The sequence below is a fragment of the Ottowia sp. genome, from assembly GCF_035444425.1.
Taxonomy (GTDB): domain Bacteria; phylum Pseudomonadota; class Gammaproteobacteria; order Burkholderiales; family Burkholderiaceae_C; genus Ottowia.
In genome coordinates this window covers 40,394-57,294 of the sequence record NZ_DAOMOQ010000004.1, presented here as the reverse complement: position 1 = coordinate 57,294, position 16,901 = coordinate 40,394, and the positions used below count along the sequence as shown (strand labels likewise).

At 68.1% G+C, this 16,901-nt stretch carries 15 protein-coding genes; all 15 read left to right on the top strand.

Annotated features, from left to right (window positions below; translation table 11 throughout):
• Positions 1-147: 147 nt before the first annotated feature.
• The 15 genes from PK606_RS02780 (at position 148) to hisD (ending at position 16,845) form a co-directional block, all read left to right on the top strand.
• Complete coding sequence (locus PK606_RS02780) at positions 148-4,926, top strand: glutamate synthase-related protein (RefSeq protein ID WP_324560361.1); 4,779 nt, start codon at positions 148-150, stop codon at positions 4,924-4,926.
• Between the two features lie 15 nt (positions 4,927-4,941).
• Positions 4,942-6,432: a glutamate synthase subunit beta gene (locus tag PK606_RS02775; protein WP_324560358.1), complete on the top strand. Its 1,491-nt coding sequence runs from the start codon at positions 4,942-4,944 to the stop codon at positions 6,430-6,432.
• An 85-nt stretch (positions 6,433-6,517) separates the two neighbouring features.
• Positions 6,518-7,504, top strand: a complete 987-nt coding sequence (locus tag PK606_RS02770) for a diaminopimelate dehydrogenase (RefSeq protein WP_324560355.1) — start codon at positions 6,518-6,520, stop codon at positions 7,502-7,504.
• Positions 7,505-7,694: 190 nt separating this feature from the next.
• Positions 7,695-8,525: an ABC transporter ATP-binding protein gene (locus PK606_RS02765; RefSeq protein ID WP_324560352.1), complete on the top strand. Its 831-nt coding sequence runs from the start codon at positions 7,695-7,697 to the stop codon at positions 8,523-8,525.
• Positions 8,522-9,304, top strand: coding sequence for a lipid asymmetry maintenance ABC transporter permease subunit MlaE (mlaE, locus tag PK606_RS02760; protein ID WP_324560348.1), 783 nt, complete (start codon positions 8,522-8,524; stop codon positions 9,302-9,304). Before PK606_RS02765 ends, mlaE begins: the two co-directional genes overlap by 4 nt.
• Positions 9,305-9,318: 14 nt before the next feature.
• A complete protein-coding gene (mlaD, locus tag PK606_RS02755; protein ID WP_324560346.1) occupies positions 9,319-9,822 on the top strand; it encodes an outer membrane lipid asymmetry maintenance protein MlaD in 504 nt (167 codons plus the stop codon).
• Between the two features lie 35 nt (positions 9,823-9,857).
• Positions 9,858-10,664 carry an MlaA family lipoprotein gene (locus PK606_RS02750; RefSeq protein WP_324560344.1) on the top strand — a complete coding sequence of 269 codons (807 nt, stop codon included), beginning with the start codon at positions 9,858-9,860 and terminating at the stop codon, positions 10,662-10,664.
• 114 nt (positions 10,665-10,778) lie between these two features.
• Entirely contained in the window at positions 10,779-11,438 is a 660-nt protein-coding gene (locus PK606_RS02745) for an MlaC/ttg2D family ABC transporter substrate-binding protein (protein WP_324560341.1), read from the top strand.
• A gap of 18 nt (positions 11,439-11,456) precedes the next feature.
• Positions 11,457-11,759, top strand: a complete 303-nt coding sequence (locus PK606_RS02740) for an STAS domain-containing protein (protein WP_324560338.1) — start codon at positions 11,457-11,459, stop codon at positions 11,757-11,759.
• Between the two features lie 74 nt (positions 11,760-11,833).
• The gene (locus PK606_RS02735; RefSeq protein ID WP_324560336.1) at positions 11,834-12,808 is read left to right on the top strand and encodes an ABC transporter ATP-binding protein; all 975 of its coding nucleotides are present in this window, start codon (positions 11,834-11,836) and stop codon (positions 12,806-12,808) included.
• A gap of 68 nt (positions 12,809-12,876) precedes the next feature.
• A complete protein-coding gene (locus PK606_RS02730; RefSeq protein WP_324560596.1) occupies positions 12,877-13,617 on the top strand; it encodes an ABC transporter permease in 741 nt (246 codons plus the stop codon).
• Positions 13,618-13,631: 14 nt separating this feature from the next.
• Positions 13,632-13,874: a BolA family protein gene (locus PK606_RS02725; RefSeq protein ID WP_324560332.1), complete on the top strand. Its 243-nt coding sequence runs from the start codon at positions 13,632-13,634 to the stop codon at positions 13,872-13,874.
• Between the two features lie 86 nt (positions 13,875-13,960).
• A complete protein-coding gene (locus tag PK606_RS02720; protein ID WP_502920775.1) occupies positions 13,961-14,659 on the top strand; it encodes an MOSC domain-containing protein in 699 nt (232 codons plus the stop codon).
• Positions 14,660-14,722: 63 nt separating this feature from the next.
• Positions 14,723-15,421 (top strand): ATP phosphoribosyltransferase, encoded by a 699-nt coding sequence (gene hisG, locus PK606_RS02715; RefSeq protein ID WP_324560329.1) that lies wholly within the window; start codon positions 14,723-14,725, stop codon positions 15,419-15,421.
• Entirely contained in the window at positions 15,418-16,845 is a 1,428-nt protein-coding gene (gene hisD, locus PK606_RS02710; protein ID WP_324560326.1) for a histidinol dehydrogenase, read from the top strand. Before hisG ends, hisD begins: the two co-directional genes overlap by 4 nt.
• Positions 16,846-16,901: the final 56 nt, after the last annotated feature.

The following is a 16,901-nucleotide window of genomic DNA, read 5'->3' as shown; positions in this document are numbered from 1 at the left end:
CCTCTGATTTTGCTATGTCCCCAATTTAATATTGTTCGATATAAAGTCTGATTAATTGTGATCTGACCCTAAATAAAAAGCTTGTCGTCGATGTGCTGGCGCCGTATGCTTGCGCTCCCTTTCGATCTGGATGATGGAGTGCGCGCGATGACGATGCCGGCCGAGCAGCAGGACCTGAAGCAACACGGGTTGTACGACCCGGCGCATGAGCACGATGCGTGCGGCGTCGGCTTCGTGGCGCACATCAAGGGCGAGAAGAGCCACGCCATCATCCGCAACGCGCTCAAGATCCTGGAGAACCTCGATCACCGCGGCGCCGTCGGCGCCGACGCGCTGATGGGCGATGGCGCCGGCATCCTGATCCAGATGCCGGACGCGCTGTACCGTGCCGAGATGGCCAAACAGGGCGTCACGCTGCCGCCGCCGGGCGAATACGGCGTCGGCATGATCTTCCTGCCGAAGGAGCACGCTTCGCGCCTGGCCTGCGAGGAGGAACTCGAGCGTGCCATCCGGCTGGAAGGCCAGGTGCTGCTGGGCTGGCGCGACGTGCCGGTCAACCGCGAGATGCCGATGAGCCCGGCCGTACGCGCCAAGGAGCCGATCATCCGCCAGGTCTTCATCGGCCGCGGCCATGACGTGATCGTGCAGGACGCGCTGGAGCGCAAGCTGTACGTGATCCGCAAGACCGCCAGCGCCCACATCCAGGCGCTGGGGCTGCGCTACAGCAAGGAGTACTACGTGCCGAGCATGAGCTCGCGCACCGTGATCTACAAGGGCCTGCTGCTGGCCGACCAGGTGGGCACCTACTACCAGGATCTGCAGGACGAGCGCTGCGTCTCCGCCCTGGGCCTGGTGCACCAGCGCTTCTCCACCAACACCTTCCCCGAGTGGCCGCTGGCGCACCCGTACCGCTACATCGCCCACAACGGCGAGATCAACACCGTCAAGGGCAACTACAACTGGATGCGCGCGCGCGAGGGCGTGATGAGTTCGCCGGTGCTGGGGGCCGACCTGAAGAAGCTGTATCCGATCAGCTTTCCCGACCAGTCCGACACCGCCACCTTCGACAACTGTCTGGAGCTGCTGACGATCGCCGGCTACCCGCTGGCGCAGGCGGTGATGATGATGATCCCCGAGCCGTGGGAGCAGCACACGCTGATGGACGAGCGTCGGCGTGCGTTCTACGAGTACCACGCCAGCATGCTCGAGCCATGGGATGGCCCGGCCTCGATCGTGTTCACCGACGGCCGCCAGATCGGCGCCACGCTGGACCGCAACGGTCTGCGTCCGGCGCGCTACTGCGTCACCGACGACGACCTGGTGGTGATGGGCTCCGAATCCGGCGTGCTGCCGATTCCGGAGCACAGGATCGTGCGCAAGTGGCGCCTGCAGCCCGGCAAGATGTTCCTGATCGACCTGGAACAGGGCCGCATGATCGACGACGAGGAGGTCAAGGCGAGCCTGGCCAACGCCAAGCCCTACAAGCGCTGGATCGAGGATCTGCGCATCCGCCTCGACGATGTGCTGAGGCCGGTGGCCGGCGCCGATGCCCGCGAGCTGCCGATCGGCGAGACCGAGCCGCAGTCCTCCGGCGTCGAGGCCACGCCGCCGGCCATGCTGGACCTGCAGCAGGCCTTCGGCTACACGCAGGAAGACATCAAGTTCCTGATGAGCCCGATGGCTGTCAATGGCGAGGAGGGCATCGGCTCGATGGGCAACGACAGCCCGCTGGCGGTGCTGAGCGACCAGCACAAGCCGCTGTTCAACTACTTCAAGCAGTTGTTTGCCCAGGTCACCAACCCGCCGATTGACCCGATCCGCGAAGCCATCGTGATGAGCCTGGTCAGCTTCATCGGCCCCAAGCCCAACCTGCTCGACATCAACCAGGTCAACCCGCCGATGCGCCTCGAAATCAGCCAGCCGGTGCTGCTGGCCGCCGACATGGCCAAGCTGCGCGAGATCGGCAAGCACACCCAGGGCAAGTTCGAGAGCGCGGTGCTCGACATCACCTACCCGCTGGCCTGGGGCCCTGAGGGCATCGAGGCGCGCCTAGCCAGCCTGTGCGCGCAAGCGGTGGATGCCATCAAGGGCGGCAACAACATCCTGATCGTCAGCGACCGCGGCATCGGTGTCGAGCGCGTGGCGATCCCGGCGCTGCTGGCGCTGTCCAGCATCCACCAGCACCTGATCCGCGAGGGCCTGCGCACGGCGGCCGGCCTGGTGGTCGAGACCGGCAGCGCGCGCGAGGTGCACCACTTCGCCGTGCTGGCCGGCTATGGCGCCGAGGCCGTGCATCCCTGGCTGGCGATGGAGACGCTGGCCGCGATCCACCGGGATCTGCCGGGCGAACTGAGCGCCGACAAGGCGATCGCCAACTACGTCAAGGCGATCGGCAAGGGCCTGTCCAAGATCATGTCGAAGATGGGCGTGTCGACCTACATGAGCTATTGCGGCGCCCAGCTGTTCGAGGCCATCGGCATCAACTCCGAGACGGTGCACAAGTACTTCACCGGCACCGCCAGCCGGGTCGAGGGCATCGGCGTGTTCGAGATCGCCGAGGAGAACTTCCGCCGCCACCGCAGCGCCTTCGGTTCCAGCCCGATCATGGCCGACATGCTGGACGCCGGTGGCGAATACGCCTGGCGCACGCGCGGCGAGGAGCACATGTGGAGCCCCGACGCCATCGCCAAGCTGCAGCACAGCACGCGTGCCAACAACTGGAACACCTACAAGGAATACGCCCAGCTCATCAACGATCAGAGCCGCCGCCACATGACGCTGCGCGGCCTGTTCGAGTTCAGGGTCGACCCGGCCAAGGCGATCCCGGTCGACGAGGTCGAGCCGGCCAAGGAGATCGTCAAGCGCTTCGCCACCGGCGCCATGTCGCTCGGCTCGATCTCCACCGAGGCGCATGCCACGCTGGCCGTGGCCATGAACCGCATCGGCGGCAAGAGCAACACCGGCGAGGGCGGCGAGGACGCGGCGCGCTACCGGCAGGAACTGAAAGGCATCCCGATCAAGCAGGGCGAGACGCTGGCCTCCGTCATCGGCGAGGACGTGGTCGAGGTCGACCTGCCGCTGCAGGACGGCGACAGCCTGCGCAGCAAGATCAAGCAGGTGGCCTCGGGCCGCTTTGGCGTCACGGCCGAATACCTGGCCAGCGCCGACCAGATCCAGATCAAGATGGCGCAGGGTGCCAAGCCCGGCGAGGGCGGTCAGCTGCCCGGTGGCAAGGTCAGCGACTACATCGGCCGGCTGCGCCACAGCGTGCCGGGCGTGGGCCTGATCAGCCCGCCGCCGCACCACGACATCTATTCGATCGAAGACCTGGCGCAGTTGATCCACGACCTGAAGAACGTCGCGCCGCACAGCGACATCAGCGTCAAGCTGGTGTCGGAAGTGGGCGTCGGCACCATCGCTGCCGGCGTCGCCAAGTGCAAGAGCGACCATGTGGTGATCGCCGGGCACGACGGCGGCACGGGCGCGTCGCCGTGGTCGAGCATCAAGCACGCGGGCAGCCCGTGGGAAATCGGCCTGGCCGAAACCCAGCAGACCCTGGTGCTCAACCGCCTGCGTGGCCGCATCCGCGTGCAGGCCGACGGTCAGATGAAGACCGGCCGCGACGTCGCCATCGGCGCGTTGCTGGGCGCGGATGAATTCGGCTTCGCCACCGCGCCGCTGGTGGTCGAGGGCTGCATCATGATGCGCAAGTGCCACCTCAACACCTGCCCGGTGGGCGTGGCCACGCAGGATCCGGTGCTGCGTGCCAAGTTCACCGGCAAGCCGGAGCACGTGGTCAACTATTTCTTCTTCGTCGCCGAGGAAGTGCGCCAGATCATGGCGCAGCTGGGCATCCGCAAGTTCGACGACCTGATCGGCCGCAGCGACCTGCTCGACATGAAACAGGGCATCGCGCACTGGAAGGCCAAGGGGCTGGACTTCAGCCGGCTGTTCGCGCAGCCCGATGTGCCTGCAGATGTGCCGCGCCTCCACGTCGCGGCGCAGGAGCACGGGTTGGAGAAATCGCTCGATAACCGGCTGATCGAAAAGTCGCGCCCTGCCATCGACCAGGGCGAGGCCGTCAAGATCATGGACACCGCCCGCAACGTCAACCGCTCGGTCGGCGCCATGCTGTCGGGCGCGGTGACCAAGGCGCACCCGGAAGGCCTGCCCGACGACACCATCCGCATTCAGCTTGAAGGCACGGGCGGCCAGTCGTTCGGTGCCTTCCTGTGCAAAGGCATCACGCTGCAGCTGATCGGCGATGCGAACGACTACACCGGCAAGGGCCTGTCGGGCGGGCGCATCGCCATCCGCCCCAGTCTGGACTTCCGCGGCCATGCGCACCAGAACATCATCGTCGGCAACACCGTGATGTACGGCGCCACCACCGGCGAGGCGTTCTTCAGCGGCGTGGCGGGCGAGCGCTTCGGCGTGCGCCTGTCGGGCGCCACGGCGGTGGTCGAAGGCACGGGCGACCACGGCTGCGAATACATGACCGGCGGCACCGTGGTGGTGCTCGGCAAGACCGGCCGCAACTTCGCCGCCGGCATGTCGGGCGGTGTGGCCTATGTGTACGACGAGGACGGCCAGTTCGCGAAGCGCTGCAACCTGTCGATGGTGACGCTGGAGAAGGTGCTGCCCGCCGCAGAGCAGAAGGCGAATGTCGACGCCGGCATCTGGCACCGCGGCCAGACCGATGAAGAGCAACTGAAGAAGTTGCTCGACGACCACCTGCGCTGGACCGGCAGCCGCCGCGCCCGCGAACTGCTGGACAACTGGGCCACGGCACGCGAGAAGTTCGTCAAGGTCTTCCCGACCGAGTACAAGCGCGCGCTGGGTGAGATTCATGCAAGAAAAGAGACTGAAGCGCCCAAGGGGAAAGCGCAAGCAGCTCCTAAAAAAGAAGCGACTGCCGCCAAGTAAGAAGGATTCGAGATCATGGGAAAAGTCACCGGCTTCATGGAATTCGAGCGCATCGAAGAGGGCTACGCGCCCGTGGCCGAGCGCGTGAAGCACTACAAAGAATTCGTCATCGCCCTCGATGACGCTCAGGCCAGGCAGCAGGGCGCGCGCTGCATGGACTGCGGCACGCCGTTCTGCAGCCACGGCTGTCCGGTCAACAACATCATCCCGGACTTCAACGACCTCGTGTACCGCGGCGACTGGAAGAACGCCTTCCACGTGCTGGATTCGACCAACAACTTCCCCGAGTTCACCGGCCGCATCTGCCCGGCGCCGTGCGAGGCGGCCTGTGTGCTGAACATCAACAACGATCCGGTGGGCATCAAGTCGATCGAGCACGCCATCATCGACCGCGCCTGGGCCGAGGGCTGGGTGGTGCCGCGTCCGCCCAAGGCCAAGACCGGCAAGAAGGTCGCCGTGGTCGGCGCCGGCCCGGCCGGCATGGCGGCGGCGCAGCAACTGGCGCGCGCCGGGCACGCCGTGACGCTGTTCGAGAAGAACGACCGCGTGGGCGGCCTGCTGCGCTACGGTATCCCCGACTTCAAGCTTGAGAAGTCGCACATCGACCGCCGCGTCAAGCAGATGGAGGCCGAGGGCGTCATCTTCCGCACCGGCGTGCTGATCGGCGCCCTGCCCACCGAAGGCCCCGGCGCCAAGGTCACCAACCTGGCGCAAGACGTGCGCAGCGCCGAGCAACTGACGCAGAACTTCGACGCCGTGCTGCTGACCGGTGGCGCCGAGCAGTCGCGTGACCTGCCCGTGCCGGGGCGCGAGCTGGCGGGCATCCACTTCGCCATGGAATGGCTGCCGCAGCAAAACCGCGTCAACGCGGGCGACAAGGTGAAGGACGCGATTTCCGCCAAGGGCAAGCACGTCATCGTCATCGGCGGCGGCGACACCGGCAGCGACTGCGTCGGCACCAGCAACCGCCATGGCGCGAAGAGCGTGACGCAGTTCGAGGTCATGCCGATGCCGCCGGAGCAGGAGAACAAGCCATTGGTCTGGCCCTACTGGCCGATCAAGCTGCGCACCAGCTCCAGCCACGAGGAAGGTGTGCAGCGCGAGTTCGCGATCTCGACCAAGGAATTCGTCGGTGACGGCAAAGGCGGAAAAGCTGGCAAGGTCAAGGCGCTGAAGACCGTGCAGGTGGTGTTCAAGGACGGCAGGCCGACCGAGGTGCCCGGCACCGAGAAGCAATGGCCGGCTGACCTGGTGCTGCTGGCCATGGGCTTCACCAACCCGGTGGCCAGCGTGCTGGAGGCCTTCGGCGTCGACAAGGATGCGCGCGGCAACGCCCGCGCCAGCACCGAGGTCAGAGGCGGTTACGCGACCAACGTGAAGAAGGTGTTTGCCGCCGGCGACATGCGGCGCGGGCAGTCGCTGGTCGTCTGGGCGATCCGGGAAGGTCGCCAGGCCGCGCGCGCGGTGGACGAGTTCCTGATGGGCGCCAGTGAGCTGCCGCGCTGAAGCCGCGTCACCCCGGTAAGATTCACTGTCATGACAACGCCTCGCCCCGCGCGGGGCGTTGTCGGTTCAATCCAAGGAAACGAGCATGAGCACCCCCATCCGAATCGCCATCGCCGGCCACGGCAACCTGGGCCGAGGCGTCGAGGCCGCGCTGACCCGCAACCCCGACATGCAGCTGGTCGGCATCTACACCCGCCGTCCGCCGGCGCAGCTCACGCCGCTGGTCGCGGGCACGCCGGTGCACGGCATGGAAGCGCTGACCGGTCACACCGGTCAGATCGACGTGCTGATCCTGTGCGGCGGCTCCAAGGACGACCTGCCGCAGCAGGGCCCGCAGCTGGCGGCGCTGTTCAACACCGTGGACAGCTTCGACACCCACGCCCGCATCCCCGAGTACTTCGCCGCCGTCGATGCGCCGGCGCGCGCCAACCGCAGGACGGCGCTGATCTCGGCCGGCTGGGATCCCGGCATGTTCTCGATCAACCGCGTGCTGGGCGAGGCCCTGCTGCCCGAGGGCGCGACCTACACCTTCTGGGGCAAGGGCCTGAGCCAGGGCCATTCCGACGCCATCCGGCGCGTGCCCGGCGTGGCCGGCGGCGTGCAGTACACGGTGCCGGTGCCGGCGGCGGTCGAGCAGGTGCGCAGCGGCAGCCGCCCCAGCCTGAGCACGCGGCAGAAGCACACGCGCGAATGCTTCGTGGTGTTGCGGGACGGCGCCGACGCCGACGCGGTGCGGCGCGCCATCGTGACCATGCCGCACTACTTCGACGAGTACGACACCACGGTGAACTTCATCAGCGCCGAGGAGTTGCGGCGCGAGCACGGCGCCATGCCGCACGGCGGCTTCGTCATCCGCAGCGGCAACACCAGCGTCGGCAACGCCCAGGTGATCGAGTACGGCCTGAAGCTGGACAGCAACCCCGAGTTCACGGCCAGCGTGCTGGTCGCCTACGCGCGCGCCGTGCATCGCCTGCACGGCCAGGGCCAGTACGGCGCCAAGACGGTGTTCGACGTCGCGCCCGGCCTGCTGTCGCCCAGGAGCGCCGAGCAGCTGCGCGCCGAGCAGTTGTAGACCGAGGTCCGCGGGCGCCGGCGCGGACAATCGTATCGAACTGTTTGACTGGCTGGTTCAATCGGCGCGGACCCGTTGCCGCTGTTGATTCTGATGCTACATGGATCGTAGCTGATGGACAGGCGGGGCGACGGCTAAAATGGCCCATTTTCGCGAGCCGGCTGCCGCCGGCTCTTTTGATGGCCCCGCCATGTCCACACCGCACTTTGCATCCGTCAACGATGCCCTGGTCGAACTGCGCGACGTGACCTTCGGTTACGGGGAGCGCCCGGTGCTGGCGGAGCTGAGCCTGCGCGTGCCGCGCGGCCAGGTGACGGCGCTGATGGGCGCCTCCGGCGGCGGCAAGACCACGGTGCTGCGCCTGATCGGCGGTCAGCAGCGGGCGCAGCAGGGCCAGGTGCTGGTGGGCGGCCAGGACGTCGGTGCCATGGACGAGGCGCAGCTGTACGCGGCGCGCCGGCGCATGGGCATGCTGTTCCAGTTCGGTGCGCTGTTCACCGACCTGTCGGTGTTCGAGAACGTGGCCTTCCCCTTGCGCGAGCACACCCGGCTGCCCGAGGCGCTGATCCGCGACATTGTGCTGATGAAGCTGGGCGCGGTCGGCCTGCGCGGCGCGCGCGAGCTGATGCCGGCGCAGATCTCGGGCGGCATGGCGCGGCGCGTGGCGCTGGCGCGCGCGATCGCGCTCGACCCCGAGCTGATCATGTACGACGAGCCCTTCGCCGGGCTGGACCCGATCTCGCTGGCCACGGCGGCGCGGCTGATCCGCCGGCTGAACGCGGCGCTGGGCATCACCAGCATCGTGGTCTCGCACGATGTGCAGGAGACCTTCCTGATCGCCGACCAGGTGATCATCCTCGGCGACGGCAAGGTGGCGGCGCAGGGCACGCCGGACGAGCTGCGCGCCAGCACCGATCCGCTGATCCGGCAGTTCATCGGCATCGATGCCGAGGGGCCGGTGCAGTTCCACTACCCCGGCCCGAGCATCGAGCAGGACTTCGGCATCGAGGTGGCCCGGTGAGCTGGTGGCGCCCCTCCGACGTCGGCTTCGCGCTGCGCTCGCAGCTCGCCGACATGGGCTACGCGGCACGCTTCTTCTGGCGCCTGGTCATGCTGCTGGGCAACAGCTTCCGGCGCTTCGGCCTGGTGCGCGACCAGATCCACTTCCTGGGCAACTATTCGCTAGCCATCATCGCGGTGTCGGGCCTGTTCGTCGGCTTCGTGCTGGCGCTGCAGGGCTACAACATCCTGCAGCGCTACGGCTCGGCCGAGGCGGTGGGGCTGATGGTGGCGCTGTCGCTGCTGCGCGAGCTGGGACCGGTGGTGACGGCGCTGCTGTTCGCCGGTCGCGCCGGCACCTCGCTGACGGCCGAGATCGGCCTGATGAAGTCGGGCGAGCAGTTCAGCGCCATGGAGATGATGGCGGTCGACCCGATCAAGCGCATCATCGCGCCGCGCTTCTGGGCCGGCGTGATCGTGATGCCCTTGCTGACGGCGGTGTTCAACGCGGTCGGTGTGCTGGGCGGCTGGATTGTCAGCGTGCCGATGATCGGCGTCGATCCGGGCGCGTTCTGGAGCCAGATGCAGGGCGGCGTCGACTGGTGGGCCGACCTCGGCAACGGGGTCATCAAGAGCCTGGTGTTCGGCGTCACGGTGACCTTCGTCGCGCTGCTGCAGGGCTACACCGCCAAGCCGACCGCCGACGGGGTGGCGCGCGCCACCACCCGCACGGTGGTGATGGCGTCGCTGATGGTGCTGGGGCTGGACTTCCTGCTCACGGCCATGATGTTTTCTTTTTGATCGAGGGCGAGCACATGGGACGCTCCAAGAACGATTTATGGGTTGGCCTGTTCGTGATGATCGGGCTGGCGGCGCTGGTGTTCCTGGCGCTGCAGTCGGCCAATCTGCTGTCGCTGAGCTTTCAGCCGACCTACCGCATCACGGCGCATTTCGACAACATCGGCGGCCTGAAGCCGAAGGCGGCGGTGCGCAGTTCGGGCGTGGTGGTCGGGCGCGTGGCCGAGATCGGCTTCGACGACGAGCGCTTCCAGGCCCGCATCGCGCTGGAGATGGATTCGCGCTTCCACTTCCCCAAGGACAGCTCGCTGAAGATCCTCACCAGCGGCCTGCTGGGCGAGCAGTACATCGGCGTCGAGGCCGGCGCCGATGAGAACAACCTGGCCGCTGGCGATAATGTCACGGCGACGCAGTCGGCGGTGGTGCTGGAGAACCTGATCGGCCAGTTCCTGTACAACAGCGCAGCCGGCGACGCATCCTCCGGCGGTGCTGGCAAACCGGCGCCGGGCGGCGCCAAATAAGGGTTCGACCCGTGAAGACCGAGCGCATCATTTCCATGTCAACTCAACCGACCGGCCCGGGCGGCAAGCTGGCGCGCCTGGCGATCCGCGGCGTGGCGCTGGCCGTTCTGGTGCTCGCGACCGGCTGCGCCACCGTCGCCAACCCGGATCCGCGCGATCCGTTCGAGGGCTACAACCGCTCGATGACCGAGTTCAACGAGGCCGTCGACAAGGCGGTGCTCAAGCCGGTGGCCACGGCCTACAAGGAGGTGCTGCCGCAGCCGGTGCGCACCGGTGTCGGCAATTTCTTCGGCAACCTGGGCGATGTCTGGTCCTTCGTCAACCAGGTGCTGCAGGCCAAGCCCGAAAGCGCGCTGCATTCGTTCTGGCGCGTGGTGATTAACACCACCATGGGCCTGGGCGGCGTGCTCGATCCGGCCACCGAGATGCGGCTGCAGCGCCAGCGCGAGGATTTCGGCCAGACGCTGGGCCGCTGGGGCGTGCCGCCCGGCCCCTACCTGGTGCTGCCATTGCTGGGCTCGTCCAGCGTGCGCGACACCGTCGGCCTGCCGGTCGACTGGTACGGTCATCCGCTCGGCCAGGTGAACGACGTGTCGTGGCGCAATTCGCTGCGCTTCACCGACGTCATCGACCGGCGCGCCCGGCTGCTGGAAGCCGGCGACCTGCTGGAGGCGGCTGCGCTCGATTCCTACACGTTCAGGCGCGATGCTTACCTGCAGATGCGCCACAGCCTGGTCCATGATGGCAATCCGCCGCAGGATCTGGAGCGCTATGACTTGGACGAGGACGAGCCGGCCAGCGCGCCGCCCGCACCCGCGGCATCGCAGCCCGCCAGGCCCTGACTGGGCCTGAGTCGGGCACAAGTTGTAACAGCCGCCGGGAACCCGGTGGCCGGGACGGGTTCCAACCCACCCGTGGGCGCCGCCTGTGTGAGCGCCGGTCAGAAAGAGCAAGCAATGAACCGAGTCCATCGTCGATCCTTCGTCAAGTTCAGCGCCGGCGCGCTGGGCCTGCTGGCCACGGCTGTCGCCGTGCCGGCGGCCTGGGCCGCCGACGAGGCGCCGGATGCCATGATCCAGCGCCTGTCGAGCGAGGTGCTGCAGATCATCAAGACCGACGCCGCGGTGCAGAACGGCGACATCGAGCGCGTGATGGCGGTGGTCGACAGCAAGATCATGCCCAATGTCAACTTCCGCCGCATGACGGCCTCGGCCACCGGCCCGGGCTGGCGCAAGGCGACGCCCGAGCAGCGCGAGAAGCTGCAGCAGGAATTCAAGTCGCTGCTGGTGCGCACCTACGCCGGTGCGCTCAAGCAGGTCGGCGATCAGACCGTCGAGGTGCAGCCGATGCGCGGCGCCACCGCGGCCGATAAGGAGGTGGTGGTGCGCACCCTGGTCAAGGGCCGCGGCGATCCGATCCAACTCGACTACCGGATGGAGAAAACCCCGGGCCAAGGCAGCGGCTGGAAGATCTACGACCTCAACGTGGTCGGCGTCTGGCTGGTCGACAACTACCGCCCGCAGTTTGCGCAGCAGATCAACGCCGGCGGCATCGACGGGCTGATCGCCTCGCTGTCCGAGCGCAACAAGGCCAACGCCGCCAGCAGCAAGAGCTGAGTTGACCCGGTTCTACCCATGCTCGTGATGCCCGCCGAACTCACGCACGTCCAGGCCTCGGTCTGCCTGAACATGCTGGCGCAGGCCGCGCGCGCGGAAGGCGGCGCCCAGGTGCTGGTCGATGCCACGGCGCTGACGCGCTTCGACTCGTCGGCGCTGGCGGTGCTGCTGGAATGCCGGCGCCAGTGCCTGCAGGCCGGCAAGGGCTTTGCGGTGCGCGGCCTGGCGCCCCGGCTGCGCGAGCTGGCCGACCTGTACGGCGTGGCCGACTTGCTGACCGAGCCGGCGGTGACGGGCGAGCCGGCGCTGGCCATGGCCTGAAGCACCCGGCTGCGACCGGCAAATGGCGGCGCCAAGCACGCTGGCGGCAGCGAACGTAAAATGGCCGGTTGCTCATGCCAGCCATCTCTTTTCAGTCGGTGTCGAAGGTCTATCCGGCCCTCGGCAGACCCGGCTCATCCCCCCTCAAGGCCCTGGACAACGTCAGTTTCGATATCGAACATGGCGAGTTCTTCGGCCTGCTCGGCCCCAATGGCGCCGGCAAGACGACGCTGATCTCGATCCTGGCCGGCCTGGCCCGCGCCAGCTCGGGCAGCGTGAAGGTGCACGGCTTCGACGTGCAGACCGAGTTCGTGCAGGCGCGCCGTCACCTCGGCATCGTGCCGCAGGAACTGGCGTTCGATCCCTTCTTCACGGTTCGCGAGGCGCTGGTGTTCCAGTCCGGCTACTTCGGCCTGTTCCGCAACGACGACTGGATCGACGAACTGCTGACCGGCCTGGGCCTGGCCGACAAGGCCAATGCCAACATGCGCCAACTCTCGGGCGGCATGAAGCGGCGCGTGCTGGTGGCGCAGGCGCTGGTGCACAAGCCGCCGGTGATCGTACTCGACGAGCCGACCGCCGGGGTCGACGTCGAGCTGCGCCAGACGCTGTGGCAGTTCGTCGCCGACCTGAACCGCGCCGGCCACACGGTGCTGCTGACCACGCACTACCTGGAAGAGGCCGAGGCGCTGTGCGCGCGCATCGCCATGCTGAAAAAAGGCCGGGTGATCGCGCTGGAGCGCACCAGCACCCTGCTGGCCAACGCGACCGCCAACGTGCTGTATTTCAAGACCGACAGCGTGCTGCCGCGGCCGCTGGCCGCGCTGGCGCGCATCACCGGCCGCATCGTCGAGCTGCCGGCCAGCAACCCGGCCGAGATCGAGCAGCATCTGGCGGCGCTGCGCCAGGCCGGCGTGAACGTCGAGGACGTCGAGATCCGCAAGGCCGATCTGGAGGACGTGTTCATCGAACTTATGAACGGCACCGCTGCCAGCCGCACGGTCGCCACCATTACCGAGGCCGGCCTGGCCGACGCCGCCACTGTATGAACGAGCCCACCACCGCGACCCGCGCCCCGGCGCTGCATGCGCTGCCGGCCCGCAACGACGGCTGGAAGATGCTGCTGAAGAAGGAAATCCTGCGCTTCTGGCGAGTGGCCTTCCAGACCATTGCCGCGCCGGTGCTGTCGGCAGTGCTGTTCCTGGTGATCTTCAGCCACGTGCTAAGCGATCGGGTGCAGGTGTATCCGGGTGTCAGCTACGTCGCCTTCCTGGTGCCGGGGCTGGTGATGATGGCGGTGCTGCAGAACGCGTTTGCCAACAGCGCCTCCAGCATGGTGCAGAGCAAGATCATGGGCAACCTGGTGTTCACGCTGCTGACGCCGCTGTCGAGCTGGCACTGGTTCGTTGCCTACGTCGGCGCGGCGGTGGTGCGCGCGCTGCTGGTCGGCCTGGGCGTGTACCTGGTGACGCTGCTGTACGCGCCGGCCAGCTTCGCGGCGCCGCTGTGGATCGGGGTGTTCGCGCTGCTCGGCGCTGGCCTGATGGGCGTGCTGGGCCTGCTGGCCGGCCTGTGGTCGGACAAGTTCGACCAGATGGCGACGTTCCAGAACTTCATCGTGCTGCCGATGACCTTCCTCGCCGGCGTGTTCTATTCCATCCACTCGCTGCCGGGCATCTGGCAGACCTTGAGCCAGTTCAACCCCTTCTTCTACATGATCGACGGCTTCCGCCACGGCTTCTACGGCGTCTCCGACGTCTCGCCCTGGCTCAGCCTCGGTGTTGCGGGCGGCAGCTTTGTGGCAATCTCGGCGCTGGTGCTGCACCTGCTGAGGAGCGGCTACAAGCTGCGCAACTGAATGGATGGATCGTGATGACCGCTGAGAAACTCAAGCAACTCCTGGCCGCCGGCATGCCGTGCGAATACCTCGAAGTGGAGGGCGACGGCCGCCACTGGTTCGCCGTCATCGTGTCGACCGAGTTCGAGGGCAAGCGGCCGATCGCCCGCCACCAGCGCGTGTACGCGGCGCTGGGCGACCGCCTGGCGACCGAGGAGGTGCACGCGCTGTCGATGAAGACCTTCACGCCCGCCGAATGGGCGGTGCAGCAGGATTGACGGCCTGACGCGCTGCCGTGCTGCCGATGGATGGCGCACTGCGCGATCAATCACCGCGCTCGAACGACGCCCGACCGGCCCAGCCCATGGATGAGATGCTGATCGGCCGCGTGCGCACCGTGCTCACCGGCCGCGCCGTGCCCTACACGCGGCCGGACAGCTTCAGCGCCATCGACAAGCACCCGGTGCCGGATGCGGTCCAGGTCCATGCCGAGGGCCTGGTGGGCGACGAACAGGGCGACCGGCGCGTGCATGGTGGCCCCGAGAAGGCGGTGCATGTGTACCCGTGGGCGCATTACCCGATCTGGCAGGACGAACTCGGTGCCTTGCCGGTGCTGCAGGCGCCGGGCGCGTTCGGCGAGAACCTGAGCGTCGACGGCCTGGACGAGTGCCAGGTGTGCATCGGCGACGAATGGCGGATCGGCAGCGCCGGCTTCACCGTCAGCCAGGGGCGCCAGCCCTGCTGGAAGCTCAACGACCGCTTCGGCGTGCCCGACATGGCGCGCCGGGTGCAGGACAGCGGGCGCAGCGGCTGGTACCTGCGCGTGCGCGAACCGGGTGCGCTGCGCGCCGGTGACGAGGTGCGGCTGCGCCATCGCCCGCATCCCGACTGGCCGCTGGACCGCATCGCCTCGCTGATCCGCGAGCGCGTGTGCGATCCGGCGCTGCTGCGCGAGGTGCTGGCGCTGCCGCTGACGCCGTCGTGGCGGCGGCTGTTCGAGCAGCGCCTGGCGCAGGGCGCGGCCGAGGACTGGTCGCGCCGCCTTGATGGCCGGCAGCCCTGAGCCGGATCACCGGGCCGCTCAGGCGCGACAATAGCCGCTGTGTCGTGAATCGATGACTGGCCGATGCCGCATGTGCGCCCGCCGTCATTGCCCAATCCAAGGAACCTGCCCGTGATCACCCTGGCTTTGTCCAAAGGCCGCATCTTCGACGAGACCCTGCCGCTGCTGGCCGCCGCCGGCATCGAGGTGCTGGAAGACCCCGAGAAGTCGCGCAAGCTCATCCTGCCCACCAACCGGCCCGAGGTGCGCGTGCTGCTGGTGCGTGCCACCGACGTGCCGACCTATGTCGAGTACGGTGGCGCCGACCTCGGCGTGACCGGCAAGGACGTGCTGCTGGAGCATGGTGGCGCCGGCCTGTACCAGCCGCTCGACCTGCGCATCGCCCGGTGCCACATGGCCGTGGCGGCGTCGGCCGGCTTCGACTACCAGCGCGCCGTGCGCCAGGGCAGCCGCATCACCGTGGCGACCAAGTACACCGGCATCGCGCGCCACTTCTTTGCCGAGAAGGGCGTGCACGTCGACCTGATCAAGCTCTACGGCAGCATGGAACTGGCCCCGCTGACCGGCATGGCGCACGCCATCGTCGACCTGGTCAGCACCGGCAAGACGCTCAAGGCCAACAACCTGGTCGAGGTCGAGCACATCATGGACATCAGCTCGCACCTGGTGGTCAACCAGGCGGCGCTGAAGCTGAAGACGGTACCGATCCGCCGCATCATCGACGCGTTCGCCGCCGCGGTGCAGACACCGGAGGCGGCATGAGTCGGGCCGCCCGCCCGCTGCGCCTGTCCACTGCGCAGCCTGATTTCGAGGCGCAGTTCCAGGCCCGCCTGCACTGGAGCGGCGAGCAGGACGAGGCCATCGAACAGCGCGTGAAGGACATCCTGGCCGACGTGCGCGCGCGCGGTGACGCGGCGGTGCTGGAGTACACGGCGCGCTTCGACGGCCTGGACGCCGCGTCGGTGGCCGCGCTGGAACTGGGTGCCGACGAGCTGAAGGCCGCCTTCGACAGCCTGCCGGTCGAACAGCGCGACGCGCTGCAGCAGGCCGCCGCGCGCATTCGCCGCTACCACGAATGGCAAAAGCGCCAGGGCGGCGAGACCGCGACCTACCGCGATGAGGACGGCACGCTGCTGGGCCAGAAGATCACGCCGCTGGACCGCGTCGGCATCTACGTGCCCGGCGGCAAGGCGGCCTACCCCAGCAGCGTGCTGATGAACGCCGTCCCGGCGCACGTGGCCGGCGTGGGCGAGATCATCATGGTGGTGCCGACGCCGGTGCGGCGCGATGCCGCCGTGCCCGAGGACGTGCCGCACCAGCACGCATCGGCCTCCGGCCACAGTGCGCCTGATGACACCTTGCACGCGCCGCGCCCGAGTGCGGCTCAGGCGGCGCGCAACCCGCTGGTGCTGGCCGCCGCCCACGTGGCCGGCGTCACGCGTGCCTTCAGCATCGGCGGCGCGCAGGCGGTGGCGGCGCTGGCCTTCGGCACGGCCACGGTGCCCAAGGTCGACAAGATCACCGGCCCCGGCAACGCCTACGTGGCCAGCGCCAAGAAGCACGTGTTCGGCCAGGTCGGCATCGACATGATCGCCGGGCCGAGCGAGATCCTGGTGCTGGCCGACGGCAGCACGCCGCCCGAGTGGGTGGCGATGGACCTGTTCAGCCAGGCCGAGCACGACGAGCTGGCGCAGTCCATCCTGCTGTGCCCCGACGCGGCCTACATCGACGCCGTGCAGGCCGAGATCGATCGCCTGCTGCCCGGTCTGCCGCGCGCCGAGATCATCGCCAAGAGCCTGAACGGCCGCGGCGCGCTGATCCACACGCGCAGCATGCAAGAAGCCTGCGAGATCAGCAACCGCATCGCGCCGGAGCACCTGGAGATTTCCAGCCGCGACCCGTACCAGTGGGAGCCGCTGCTGCGCCACGCCGGTGCGATCTTCCTCGGCGCCTACACCAGCGAGAGCCTGGGCGACTACTGCGCCGGCCCCAACCACGTGCTGCCGACCAGCGGCACGGCGCGTTTCTCGGGACCGCTGTCCGTGTACGACTTCCAGAAGCGCAGCAGCCTGATCGAGGTCAGCGAGGCCGGTGCGCAGCAGCTCGGCCGCATCGCCAGCGTGCTGGCGCGCGGCGAGGGTCTGCAGGCGCATGCCCGGGCGGCGGAGCTGCGCCTGAAGCCCTGACCGGCGCGGGTCTGGCTGGATGCCATTCCCGCGCCGGCGGCAATCCAGGGGCTGCC